This window comes from Aeromonas sp. QDB18 (assembly GCF_027705325.1).
GTDB classification, from domain to species: Bacteria; Pseudomonadota; Gammaproteobacteria; order Enterobacterales; family Aeromonadaceae; genus Aeromonas; species Aeromonas caviae.
Genome location: NZ_JAPDBQ010000122.1, coordinates 1 through 12,962 on the forward strand (window position 1 = coordinate 1; position 12,962 = coordinate 12,962).

Sequence of the window (12,962 nt, forward strand, 5' to 3'; positions counted from 1 at the left end):
ATGGATTTAGGGACTCAGAATACTTTTTTCTGAAAATCAAGGCGGCCTTCCCCGGAAAGCCGCGATGAACCATTTTTTAGCCCTGATACTACGTGGACTGGAACTCAAATTCTCTTAAGTGAACAGCATTGCGGCAGATGCCGGCTGTTTTTTTAGGTGGGCCTCAGGCCCGTTTCTCTTCAAGCCAGGCCCCCTGGCTCTGCATCTCGAACAGCTGGGCATAGTGTCCTCCCAGCGCCATCAGCTCGCCATGGGTGCCGCGCTCGCTCACCCCCCCGCGGGAGAGCAGCAGGATTTCATCGGCATCCACTATGGTGGAGAGGCGGTGAGCGATGGCGATGGTGGTGCGGCCACGGCGCGCCGCCGAGAGCGCCTGGGAGAGGGCGAGCTCGGTCTGGGAGTCCACGCTCGCGGTCGCCTCGTCCAGGATGAGGATGCGCGGATCCCCCACCAGGGCGCGGGCAAAGGAGAGCAGCTGGCGCTGGCCGGCGGAGAGGTTCTTGCCCCCCTCCTCCATCAGGGTGGCCAGGCCATCGGGCAGGCGGCGCACGAAATCGGCCAGCTGCACCTCCTCCAGAGCCTGCCAGAGCCGCCCATCCTCGATGCCGTCACGCCCAAGGCGCAGGTTCTCGGCCAGGGTGCCGACGAAGATGAAAGGATCCTGCTGCACCAGGCCGATGCTGCGGCGCACCGCCGAGAGGGCCAGGTCGTTCATGGGGTGATCATCGAAGTGGATGCTCCCCCGATCCAGGGGGTAGAAACCCATCAGCAGGCTGATGATGGTGGACTTGCCGCTGCCGGTGTGGCCCACCAGCGCCAGCATCTGGCCCGGCCGGGTGGCAAAGCTCACATCTTGCAGTACCTGCTGCTCCCCGTCGTAGGAGAAGCCCACCCCGTCGAAGCGTACCCGTCCCTCCAGGGAGCGCACCTCCCCGTCGGTGCTCTCGCGGGTTTCATCGAGCAGGGCGAATACCCGCTCCCCCGCCACCATGGCCTGCTGCAACTGGTTGAGCTGGTTGGTCATCTCGATGAGGGGCTCGATCATCCGCCCCAGATAGCTGATGAAGGCGTAAAGCACCCCCACCTGAATGGCCCCCGCCGTGCTCAGCCCCTCGTGGGCAAACAGGGCCAGCAGACCGATGAGCACCATCATGTAGAAGAGATCGATGAGGGGGCGCAGCAGGATGCCGTTGATCTTGAGGCTCTTGATCCGCGCCTGCCAGTGCTGCTGGTTCACCCCCGCAAAGGCGTTGGCGAAGTGGCGCTCCTGCACCATGGCCTGGATCACCGGCATCCCCTGCAACGACTCGTTGAGACGGCTGTTGATGTCGGAGAGCAAGGATCGGGTCGCCCGCACCACGGGCACGCTCAGTTTCTGATAGAGCCACATCACGGCTCCCACCGCCGGCAGCAGGGTGGCGCACACCAGCATCAGGCGCAGATCCAGCAGCGCCATGGAGAGCAGGATGCCGCACAGGAGCACCACTTTTTGCACCAGGAGCCCTATCACCTGGACATAGAGGTTCATGATCGCCTCGGTGTCGTTGGTGATGCGGGAGATGAGGGAGCCCGAGCGGTGCTTGTCGAAATAGCGGGCAGGCAGGCGGATGGCTGTGGCGAACACCTGCTCGCGCAGACGCTGCACCACCGCCTGGGCGATGCGGTTGAAGCGCAGGGATTGCAGATAGAAGCCGGCCGCCGACAACACCTGCAACCCCAGATAACCGGCGGCAAGGGCGGCGATGATGCCCCACTCCAGCCGGCGCGGCGCCAGGTAGTCATCGATGAAGAGCTTGATGAGCAAGGGGCCCGCCACCTCGGCGCCGGTGGCGAGCAGCAGGCAGATGCCCGCCTGCACCAGCCAGCGGGGGTAGCTGGCGCAGTAGGCGAGCAGCCGTTTGATGGTTGGATTCACAGACTGGCCTCCAGCGCAACGTTCCACGGAAATTGACTCTCTTTGCTCCCCTCTCCGCTCGCGGGAGTCGGGAGAGGGGTGAGGGGTGCCTGGGGTCTTGTCATCCTGTTCACAGGCTCTCCTCCACGTCCTGCTCCAGGCGCTGGTAACGGACCATGTCCGCGTACCAGCCGTTCCTGGCCATCAGGGTCTCGTGACGGCCCCGCTCGCTGATCGCTCCCTGCTCCAGCACCAGGATCTCGTCCGCCTGCTCCACCGCCGTCATGCGGTGGCTCACCAGCACCAGGGTGCGCTTGTGGACCTTGAGGGCCAGCAGGATCTGCTGCTCGGTGTGGGCATCCACCGCCGAGAGGGCGTCATCCAGCACCAGGATAGGGGCATCCAGCAGCAGGGCGCGGGCGATGGCCAGACGCTGCTTCTGACCGCCGGAGAGGGTCACCCCCTTCTCTCCCACCTCGGTTTCATACCCTTTGGGGAAGCGACTGATGTCGTCGTGAACGCAGGCGATGCGCGCCACCCGCTCAATCTCCTCCCGGCTCGCCTCGGGGCGGCCCAGGGCGATGTTGGCCGCGATGGTGGTGGAGAACAGAAACGGCTCCTGGGGCACATAGGCAAACTGGCTGCGCAGCTCACCCAGCGACAGTTGCGAGATGGGCACCTCCCCCATGCGGATCTCCCCGGCCGTGGGGTTGGCCAGGCGCATCAGCAGCTTGAGCAGGGAGCTCTTGCCTGCCCCGGTGCGTCCCACTATCCCCAGCATGGCGCCAGCCTGCAGGGTGACATCCACCCCCTGCAACAGGGTGCGCTGCTCCAGCCGGTAGCCCAGCCCCAGCACCCGCAGGGGAAAGGCCGAGGCCAGCGCCATGGGATGGGCCGGCTCCTCGATGTCGCTGTGCTCCCCCAGCAGGCTTTCGATGCGCGAGTAGGCGGCGCTGCCCCGCTCGATGATGTTGAACAGCCAGGCGATGGCGAACATGGGCCAGATGAGCTGGCCGAGGTACATGGTGAAGCTGGTGAGCTCCCCCAGAGTCAGCTTGTCTTGCAGCACCAGGGCGCTGCCCCCTGCGACAGCCAGAAAATAGGAGCAGCCGATGCACAGGTAAATCACGGGGTCGAACTTGGCGTCGATGCGGGCCACCGCCATGTTGCGCTCCCCCGCCTGACGGGTCAGCTCGGCAAAGCCCTCGTCCTCTAGGGATTCGACCGCGTAGGATTTGAGCACCCGCACCCCGGAGAGGGCCTCCTGGGTCTTGTTGTTGAGGCGGGAGAAGGCCCCCTGAGCCGCCTTGAACTCCTTGTAGATCTGGGTCCCGAAGCGGTTCATGAAGAAGGCCATCACCGGCAGGGGCAGCAGGGAGAGCAGGGTCAGCTGCCAGGAGTACTGGCTGCACATGATGGAGAGCACCAGGATGCCGACGATGAAGGAGTCCACCAGGGTCAGTACCCCTTCCCCTGCGGTCATCTCCACCGCCTGGATGTCGTTGGTGGCGTGGGCCATCAGATCACCGGTGCGGTGGCGCTGGTAGAAATCCGGGCTCATGCGGGTGAAGTGGCTGAACAGCCGGTTGCGCAGCACGTAGGCGAACCGGTAGGAGGCACCGAACAGCATGACCCGCCACACGTAGCGCAGCAGGTAGATAAGCAGTCCCAGGCCAAAAAGCCCCGCCAGATAGCCGGTCAGGGTGCCGCTGTCCAGGTCACCCTTGGCGATGCCATCCACCACCCAGCCCACCACCTTGGGGGGGATCACGGTCAACAGGGCCACCAGCATCAGCAGGGAGATGGCCACCAGATAACGCCGCCACTGATCCTTGAAAAACCAGCCAAGCCGCAAAAATACGCTCACAGAGAAGTCCTTGGTCGCGGCGCGCTGCCGCGTGATCATGAAGAGAAGCTCAATACAATCGCCCCCTGGCGGGGGCGAACGAGTGGGTCATCATAGCCTGAAGCGGGTGACTTGAGAACGATTGCTATCTTGCCCTCCCTCAGAGCCGCTTGTCGGGGGGCGAAAACGGGAAAGCGACCGACTCCTGCTGCTCCCCGGTGAGCAGGAAGTGGGAGACCTCCTCCCGGGTCTGGGTAAAGACCTGCTGCAACTGGTTGAGCTCCCCCTCGCTCAGCTCCTCCTGCAGCCGCAGCCGCCACTCCAGTTCCCCGGCCAGCAGTTGCAGGCGGGAAGCGGAGATGTTGGCCGAGACCCCCTTCAGGGTATGCAGCAAGCGGCACGCCACTTCGGGCTGCTGGCGACGCAGGGCGGTGCGGATGTCCCACAGATCGTCCTTGTGCTCGGAGAGGAACAGCTTGAAGAGGATCTGCAGCGCCTCCCTGTCATGCTCCAGCCGGCGCAGGGCATCCTCCAGATCCAGCACGCCCATGAGGGCCGGCGGCTTGACCTCGATGGGCACCTTGGGCTCCCCGCCGCTGCTCTTCACCCATTGCAGCAGGTTGTTGTAGAGATCGAGCTTGCTCACCGGCTTGGTGACATAGCCGTTCATGCCGACGCCAAGGCAGCGCTCCCTGTCCCCCGGCATGGCGCTGGCGGTGAGGGCGATGATGGGCACATCATGCTTGTCCACCATCTTGCGGATCTGGCGGGTGGCATCCAGCCCGTCCAGCACCGGCATCTGCAGATCCATAAGGATGACGTCAAACGGCTGCTCCGCCACCTGCTCCACCGCCTCGCGGCCGTTGTCCACCACGGTGACCTTGGCCTCCACCCGGCGCAGGTACTCCAGAATGAGCTGCTGGTTGACCCGGTTGTCCTCGGCCAGCAGCACCCGGGTACCGCGCAGCAGCTCCCGGAACTGCTGCTGATCCCCCTGGGCCTCCGCCTGGCGGACCTTGCTGTCATGGGAGCTGCCGTTGAGCAGTTCGTCCACCTTGGCCAGCAAGGCGTTTTCGGTCATGGGTTTGGCCAGGAAATGGGTCAGTCCCATGCTCTCCATCCGCCCGTGCAGCCCCTCCCTGGACCAGGCGCTGGTCATCAGGACAGGCAAGCGCCGCCACTGGCTGTGCTGGTACATCTCGAGGGCCAAGTCCAGGCCATCCTCCTGACCCATGCGCCAGTCGAGGATGGCGAGGCGGATGTGATGCCCCTCTTCCCGCAGCACCTGACGGGCGCGGGAGAGGCTGTTGACCGTGATGACGGACGCCCCCGCCCGCCCCAGGATGTCCTTGGCCAGCTCCAGCACCAGCTCGTTGTCATCCATCATCAGGATCAGGGGCTGGTGATCGAAGAAGACCCGGCGCCCCGAGACCCCGTACACCGCCTGGGAGATGGGGATCTCGAACAGGAAGGTGGAGCCCACCCCGGGCTTGCTCTGCACGGTGATCTCCCCGCCCATCAGCCCCACCAGGCGCTGGGAGATGTTGAGGCCAAGCCCGGAGCCGCCATATTTACGGGTATTGCCCGCCTCCAGCTGGGTAAAGGGCTGGAACAGCTGGGCCTGCTTCTCCGGGGCGATGCCGATGCCGGTATCCCGCACGCTGAAACAGACCCGCATGGGATGCTGGCTGGTGAGGGTGATGGCCACCTCCACCTCGCCCCGCTCGGTGAACTTGATGGCATTGTTCACCAGGTTGACCAGTACCTGACCGAGGCGCAGCGGATCCCCGCGCAGAAAGTCGGGCACGGCGGGAGACTTGTTGATGATGACCTCGATGTGCTTGCGCTCCGCCAGATCCGCGAACATGGCGGCGAGGGAGTCGAGCTGCTCGCTGAGATCGAAGTCGATCTCCTCCAGGGTCAACTTGCCGGACTCCACCTTGGTGAGATCCAGAATGTCGTTGATGAGCAGCAGCAAGGTGTCCGACGAGGATTTGATCTTGTTGAGATAGTCCCGCTGCTGGGGATCCAGACTGGTTTGCAGTGCCAGGGCGCTGAAGCCGATGATGGCATTCATGGGGGTGCGGATCTCGTGGCTCATGTTGGCCAGGAAGTCGCTCTTGGCCTGGGCCAGCAGCGCGGCATGGCGAGAGAGCTCGCTCAGCTTCTGGTTGCGACGCCACAGGGTCGCGGCCACCAGCGAGAAGCAGAGCAGCGCCCCCCCCAGCACCATCAGGTAGAAGCGGCTCTTGAGGGAGGAGGCCCGCTCCAGCTTGCTCTGCTTCCAGGCGGGCAGCGAGCTCAGCCCCTTCATCTCCACCACCTGATTGCGCAGGCGATGGTACTCCATCACCTGCTGATTGAACTCCTGGCCCAGCCGGACGAGGGTCGCGACCCTCGGCTGCTCGCCATAGCGGTCAAGCAGGTGCTGCTGGAGTTGCAACAGTTGCCGCTGCTCGTTCTGATCCCAGCTGCGTCGGAGGTAGTGGTGCAGGCGCATGAGTTCGGTCAGGTCGCGGTACTGCGCCTCACCGACCGGCAGGGTGCCTTGCAACGCCTTGAGCTGGCCCTGGAAGCGGGGAGCCAGATACTCGATGGTCATCTCCATGGTGTAGAGCCTGGCGAGATCCAGCAGATAACCGTCGATGTCCCGCTGCAACGCCTGGGAGCCGGGGTCGTCCACCGACTCCGGATCCTCGTGCACCAGCCTGACGAACCTGTCCAGGTGACTGGAAAGCAGGCTCAGGCGTTGCTGTACGCTGCCATCGCTGGCCTTCTCGCGCCCCAGCAGATAGACGGTATCGGTATTGACCCGATTGAGCACCATCTCAGCCGCCACGCTCAAATCGAAGGCACGCTGCTGCTGGCTGAGCAACTGCCAGCAATAGGCAGAAAAGCCCACCAGCGATACGATGATAAGGCCAAAGACAACACGATTGGCCCGTGCAACACTCTTCATCCCGTCTCGATTCTCATGTCATGGTCGGCCATCCGGTGACATCAGGTCACGGCCGGAGGCCAACTGTGAAAAACCACTGAGTGCTATGTTACCGTTAGTCAGCGCTCTGATTGCAATAAAGATGTTGCCGGGCCATGAAATAAGGAAGCAATTATGTCACTTGTCACCACCTATTGTAGCCAATGCTTTACCCGCAACAGCCTGCCTGTCGAAAAAGAAGACTCAAACGCGAAGTGTGGCCGCTGCCGTCACCCCCTCTTCGAACAAAGTCCGGTGGCGGGGCGTCAGGCCAGCTTCGATGCCCTGATCCAGTCCGACATCCCGGTGGTGGTGGACTTTTGGGCAAGCTGGTGTGGCCCCTGCCTGCAGTTTGCCCCCGTCTTTCAGGAGGTCGCCCGGGAGCTTGAGCCCCGCCTTCGCTTCGTGAAACTCGATACCGAGCAGGAGGCCGCCATCGCAGGTCGCTATGGCATTCGCAGCATTCCTACCCTGATGGTCTTCCAGCGGGGGGAGATCCTGGCACAGCGCAGCGGCTCCCTGCCCAAGAGCCTGTTCAAGGAGTGGCTGCTCTCCTTCACCTCCCCCGTCAAATGAAAATGAAATGTTTCATTTCTGTTTGATTGAAGATCCATTTTCACTTGACTCTGTGAGTCGCCACATGATTTGACCATATCCCCCTGTTTCAAACAGGGGGATATATGTAACCTCTGCATCACAACAACAACCATAAATTAACCGAGAGAACGTTATGCACACATCGGCTGTACCTCCGACTCCCCCCTCACGCTGGCTGGACATCAAGTCCGGGATCGTCATCCTGGATCTGCTCCTGCTCTGCGCCATGCTGGCATGGCTCCCGTTTGACCCCATGGTCAACAAGGGGCTGGCCATCCTGATCTTCATCGCCATCCTCTGGCTGACCGAGGCGGTGAACATCACCATCACTGCCATCTCCATCCCGGTGCTCGCCACCCTGCTCGGGGTGTTCGACATGAGCAAGTCGCTGACCGACTTTGCCAACCCCGTCCTGTTCCTCTTCTTTGGCGGCTTTGCCCTCGCTGCAGCCCTCTCCAAGCAGGGACTCGACACCCAGATCGCCGGCAAGGTGATGCAGCTCGCCAAGGGACACCTGGGCTGGGCTTCCATCGTGCTCTTCACCATCACGGCCGCCCTCTCCATGTGGATCAGCAACACCGCAACCGCGGCCATGATGATGCCGCTGGCCCTCGGCATGCTGAAGGGGCTGGACGTTCACAAGGAGCGCCGCACCCTGGTCTTCGTGCTGCTTGGCGTCGCCTATAGCGCCAGCATCGGTGGCATCGGCACCCTGGTGGGCAGCCCCCCCAATGCCATCGCCGCCGCCCAGATGGGCTTGGGCTTCACCGACTGGCTGGAGTTCGGCATCCCCGTGGTGATCATCTTCATGCCGGTAGGCATCGGCCTGCTCTACTGGGTGACCCGTCCCAATCTCTCCCACCAGGTCAGCACCGAGCAGGTCACCATCGAGTGGACAGGTCAGCGCAAGGTGACCCTGGCCATCTTCCTGACCACGGTGCTGCTGTGGATTGGATCCCAACCTCTTGCCAAGGCGCTGGGCGGCATTCCCCAGTTCGATACCCTGATCGCCATGGGCGCCATCCTGGCCATCGCCATCAGCCGGGTCGCCAGCTGGGATGACATCAACCAGAACACCGACTGGGGCGTGCTGCTGCTGTTCGGGGGTGGTCTCACCTTGAGCGCCATCCTCAAGCAGACCGGGGCCAACGCCTTCCTGGCGGAACACCTCTCCAGCGGCCTCTCCTCCATGCCCATCTTCGTGATCCTGCTCTGCCTGGCCGCCTTCGTGGTGTTCCTGACCGAGCTGGTCTCCAACACCGCCACTGCCGCGCTGCTGGTGCCGCTGTTCGCCGGGGTGGCCGAGGCTCTGGGGGTCTCCCCCATCGTGGTCTCGGTGCTGATCGCCGTCGGCGCCTCCTGTGCCTTCATGCTGCCGGTGGCCACGCCCCCCAACGCCATCGTCTTCGCCAGCGGCCATATCCAGCAGCGGGAGATGATGCGGGCCGGCCTGGTACTGAACCTGGTGTTCACCGTCATCCTGACCATGCTGGCCTATTTCATGGGGGATATCCTCCACTGAGGTTCGCCCCCCTAATGCCCTCCAAGCCCCGCATCGTCGCAATGCTGTTCAGATAAGCACTTTTTTGACTGATTATTCATAAATTGGATTTGAGTTGAGGGGGCAAGGCTGTGTCCAGTCGATCTTCCTCCAGCCTTTATCCAGCGGGGCTTGCAATAGAAAGAGGGAGGCATCATGCCTCCCTCGCTTTTTTGTCCTGATACTACGTGGACTGGAACTCAAATTCTCTTAAGTGAACAGCATTGCCGCATCGTCGGGGCTTTTTCTCGCCCCGAAACCACCGCACTCCCTACCCGCGAGATCACGGCGACATTAACTTGCACTTAAGAAATCGCCTCCATGATGCTGACAACGGCCATCACGCAGCCATGGCTGACGATGGCGATGATCATGGACATCACGACAAGGGATCACCTCATGGGTAAGACGATGCAGAACAACCGTGAAATCAAGGTATGGGATCCGGTGGTCAGGGGATTTCACTGGGCCACTGTGCTGTTGTGCGTGCTGAATCTCTTCATCCTTGAAGAGGGGGCGCGCAACCACCGCTATGCGGGATATGCGCTGGCCGGACTGCTGGCACTGCGCATCGTATGGGGATTCATCGGCTCCTATCATGCCCGCTTCGCCCAGTGGCTGCCGACACCGGCCGGCGTCATCACCTATCTCAAGGAGACGATCAAGGGGCGCCACCCCTACTACGCCGGTCACAATCCTTTGGGGTCCTTGATGATACTGCTGCTGTTGACCTGCCTTGTCGGCACCGCCGCCAGCGGGATCATGACCGAATACGGGCCTCTCTCCGGCACCCATCGCATGGAAGAGATCCACGAGTTCTTTGCCAAGGGGCTGCAGGTGGCCATCTTCGTCCATGTACTGGCCGTCATCGCCCTGGATCGTCTGGTACGGGGCGATCTCGTCAGGGCGATGATCACCGGCAAGAAACGGGTGCCGGCGGACACCCGGGTGGTCGACAGGCCCTGAGCCTCTCTCAACCCGACAGATGAAAAAAAACCCCGCATCGCGGGGTTTTTCACTGGAGCAGACATCAGCCGACGCTGCAGCTCGTCAGTTTCCAGATCCGGTCTACGTAATCCTGGATGGAGCGGTCGGAGTTGAACTTGCCCATGGTGGCCGAGTTGATGATGGCTTTCTTCGCCCACAGGGCCGGATCCCGGTACCAGGTGTCGATCAGCTTGTGCGCCTCGGAGTAGGACTCGAAATCCGCCAGGGTCAGGTAAGGGTCTCCCCCTTCCAGCAGGGAGCGCTTGATGGAGGAGAGCTCCCCCGGGCGACCCGGCGTGAAATAGTCGGTATCAAACCAGTCCAGCACGGCTTTCAGTTCGGAGTTGGCGTAGTAGAAGTCATACGGGTTGTAGCCGCGCGCCTTCAGGGACTTCACCTCGTCCACGTTCAGACCGAAGATGGCGCAGTTCTCGGCCCCCGCCTCTTCGGCGATCTCGATGTTGGCTCCATCCAGCGTCCCGATGGTGATGGCACCGTTCAGCGCCATCTTCATGTTGCCGGTACCGGATGCTTCGTAACCTGCGGTGGAGATCTGCTCAGAGACATCCGCCGCCGGGATCAGCTTCTCGGCGAGGCTCACGCGGTAGTTCGGCATGAACACCACTTTCAGCTTGCCCTGGATACGGGCGTCGTTGTTGACCCGCTCCGCCAGCTTGTTGATGGCGTAGATGATGTCCTTGGCCAGCTTGTAGCCGGGCGCCGCCTTGGAGCCGAAGATGAACACCCGCGGATGCATGTCATAGTCCGGGTTCGCCAGCAGGCGACGGTAGAGCGCCATGATGTGGATGAGGTTCAGCTGTTGACGCTTGTACTCGTGCAGACGCTTGATCTGGACGTCGAAGATCGCCTCCGCGCTCACGTCGATACCGGTTTCCGCCTTGATGACCTTGACCAGCTTTTCCTTGTTGTGGCGCTTGATGGTCATGAACTGCTGCTGGAACGCCTTGTCGTCGGCAAACTTCACCACGCTACGCAGCTTGTCCAGTTGCAGCGGCCACTCCTTGCCCACCACCTCGTTGTAGAGTTCGGCCAGTTCCGGGTTGCAGGCCAGCAGCCAGCGACGGGGAGTCACGCCGTTGGTGACGTTGCACATCTTCTCGGGCCACAGCTCGGAATACTCGGGGAAGAGATCTTCCTTCACCAGCTTGGAGTGGATCTCGGCCACGCCGTTCACCTTGGAGGAACCGATGACGCACAGGTTGCCCATGCGCACCTTGCGCACGTCACCCTCTTCGATGATGGAGAGCTTGGCCTTGATGGCATCGTTGCCCGGCCACTTGGGCTCCACCAGCTCGTTCAGGAAGCGGGCGTTGATTTCATAAATGATCTCGAGGTGACGGGGCAGTACCTTCTCGAACAGGCTGACGGACCACTTCTCCAGCGCTTCCGGCAGCAGGGTGTGGTTGGTGTAGGAGAAGACCTGATAGCAGATGCCCCAGGCGGTATCCCAGTTCAGCCCCTCTTCGTCCACCAGCACGCGCATCAGCTCGGGGATGGCCACGGTGGGGTGGGTATCGTTGAGCTGGATGGCGATTTGCGCGGCAAAGTTGCTGAAGTCACTGCCATGCACCCGCTTGTAGCGACGCATGATGTCCTTGATGGAGCAGGCGCAGAAGAAGTACTGCTGGATCAGGCGCAGCTCCTTGCCTGCGTCGGTCTCATCGTTCGGGTAGAGCACCTTGGAGATGGTCTCGGCCTGGGCCTTCTCGGCCTGGGAGTCGATATAACCACCGGCGTTGAACACGTCCCAGTCGAAGAACTCGGAGGCGCGGGATTCCCACAGACGCAGGATGTTGACGGTGTGACCACCGAAGCCGACCACCGGAATGTCCCAGGGCACCCCTTTGATCTTGCGACCGGCATGCCACACCTTCTTCAGGCCACCCTTGTCACCAAAGACGGTCTCCACGTAGCCGTAGAGCGGGATCTCCTGCACCGATTCCGGGCGGCAGATCTCCCAGGGGTTGCCATATTCGCGCCAGGAGTCCGGACGCTCGATCTGGCGACCATCCTGAATTTCCTGACGGAACAGGCCGTGCTCGTAGTGAATGCCATAGCCCACCGCCGGGTAGTTCAGAGTGGCCAGGGAATCGATGAAGCAGGCAGCCAGACGACCCAGGCCACCGTTGCCAAGGGCCATGTCAGGCTCTTGTTCGCAAAGATCGGTCAGTTCCAGACCGAGTTCACCCAGCGCCTCTTCACAGACTTTGTAGAGGGAGAGGTTGTGCAGGTTGTTGGAGGTCAAACGCCCCATCAAAAATTCAGCAGAGAGATAGTGAATCGCACGAGTATCTTTCTTGAAGTGAGCCTGCTGAGTACGGGTCAGGCGCTCGTACACCTGTTCATTGACGGCGGCAGCGGTCGCTTTCCACCAGGCATCCGGAGAGGCTTTCTGTTCGCTTGTACCCAAGGTAGAACGCAGGTGACGCACGATACTCGCCTTGAGCTGATCTTTATCCAGTTGGAGATCCTGGTCTGTCTTCTTCTTGGTAGCCATAAACCATTTTCCTTCGTTACAAATAAAAAATGTCATCCCATCGGGGGACCGGCGCTGTTGTTATCTCAGAATATGCTCCGGCGGGGGCATACTAGCTAAAGCCAAGGGTTTAAAAGTTAACGTGAGTCACACTTTAACGCATAAAAATGACAGTTTCACCATGAAAACCCTTTCCTTAAGCCAGTCTGAATGAAATATAAATTTCGTTTTAAATCATAGTGATACATGAAAACAAAAAAGATAGTTTCATGAATAGGTTTTCAATGATTGCCTGTGACTGAAAATACGTGAAAATAACCGCCGACTAGGGAGAAATTGAAAGCGTTTTCAATTCACACCTCCTCGTCAGGTAATAAAAAGGATGCTCCAATCGGAGCACCCTTTGATTTCAATTAACCATGTGCCTTGGGAAGGTGCGAATAAGTCACCAAACATAAAAATGCGCCTTTGTAAGCATTTGAATTTAATAAACTAATTTTTTCAGTTTCGTTGTGGAGGGTGCTTATTCGCACCCTCCCTTGAACTGATTCATATACAGGACCTTAAGAAAACACTTCATTTGAAATTCCTTCTAAGGTCCTGTTCTGTATCGATTTTCGCTGC

Annotated in this window: 7 protein-coding genes; 3 read left to right on the plus strand and 4 right to left on the minus strand. The window is 60.9% G+C overall.

Annotation, left to right across the window (positions count from 1 at the left end; genetic code table 11):
• Window positions 1-163: 163 nt before the first annotated feature.
• The 3 genes from OKC30_RS15990 to OKC30_RS16000 all read right to left on the minus strand — a co-directional run bounded on the left by OKC30_RS15990 (window position 164) and on the right by OKC30_RS16000 (window position 6,699).
• Window positions 164-1,915, minus strand: coding sequence for an ABC transporter transmembrane domain-containing protein (locus tag OKC30_RS15990; RefSeq protein ID WP_160838996.1), 1,752 nt, complete (start codon window positions 1,913-1,915; stop codon window positions 164-166).
• A gap of 109 nt (window positions 1,916-2,024) precedes the next feature.
• Window positions 2,025-3,761, minus strand: coding sequence for an ABC transporter transmembrane domain-containing protein (locus tag OKC30_RS15995; protein WP_270809689.1), 1,737 nt, complete (start codon window positions 3,759-3,761; stop codon window positions 2,025-2,027).
• 139 nt (window positions 3,762-3,900) lie between these two features.
• Complete coding sequence (locus OKC30_RS16000; RefSeq protein ID WP_160838992.1) at window positions 3,901-6,699, minus strand: hybrid sensor histidine kinase/response regulator; 2,799 nt, start codon at window positions 6,697-6,699, stop codon at window positions 3,901-3,903.
• Window positions 6,700-6,852: 153 nt separating this feature from the next.
• Between OKC30_RS16000 and trxC the strand changes: the two genes are divergently transcribed.
• From trxC to OKC30_RS16015, 3 genes are all read left to right on the plus strand, one after another.
• Window positions 6,853-7,293, plus strand: a complete 441-nt coding sequence (gene trxC / locus OKC30_RS16005) for a thioredoxin TrxC (protein WP_160838990.1) — start codon at window positions 6,853-6,855, stop codon at window positions 7,291-7,293.
• Between the two features lie 154 nt (window positions 7,294-7,447).
• Entirely contained in the window at window positions 7,448-8,836 is a 1,389-nt protein-coding gene (locus tag OKC30_RS16010) for an SLC13 family permease (protein ID WP_045524563.1), read from the plus strand.
• Between the two features lie 417 nt (window positions 8,837-9,253).
• Window positions 9,254-9,820, plus strand: coding sequence for a cytochrome b/b6 domain-containing protein (locus OKC30_RS16015; RefSeq protein WP_151027674.1), 567 nt, complete (start codon window positions 9,254-9,256; stop codon window positions 9,818-9,820).
• A gap of 64 nt (window positions 9,821-9,884) precedes the next feature.
• On the opposite strand, the gene OKC30_RS16020 is transcribed toward OKC30_RS16015, so the two are convergent.
• The gene (locus tag OKC30_RS16020) at window positions 9,885-12,359 is read right to left on the minus strand and encodes a glycogen/starch/alpha-glucan phosphorylase (protein ID WP_160838988.1); all 2,475 of its coding nucleotides are present in this window, start codon (window positions 12,357-12,359) and stop codon (window positions 9,885-9,887) included.
• Between the last annotated feature and the right edge of the window lie 603 nt (window positions 12,360-12,962).

Bases quoted from the DNA above. Each gene is read 5' to 3' on its own strand.
- OKC30_RS16000 (WP_160838992.1), bottom strand. From the start codon at position 6,699: ATGAAGAGTGTTGCACGGGCCAATCGTGTTGTCTTTGGCCTTATCATC.
- trxC (WP_160838990.1), top strand. From the start codon at position 6,853: ATGTCACTTGTCACCACCTATTGTAGCCAATGCTTTACCCGCAACAGC.
- OKC30_RS16010 (WP_045524563.1), top strand. From the start codon at position 7,448: ATGCACACATCGGCTGTACCTCCGACTCCCCCCTCACGCTGGCTGGAC.
- OKC30_RS16015 (WP_151027674.1), top strand. From the start codon at position 9,254: ATGGGTAAGACGATGCAGAACAACCGTGAAATCAAGGTATGGGATCCG.
- OKC30_RS16020 (WP_160838988.1), bottom strand. From the start codon at position 12,359: ATGGCTACCAAGAAGAAGACAGACCAGGATCTCCAACTGGATAAAGAT.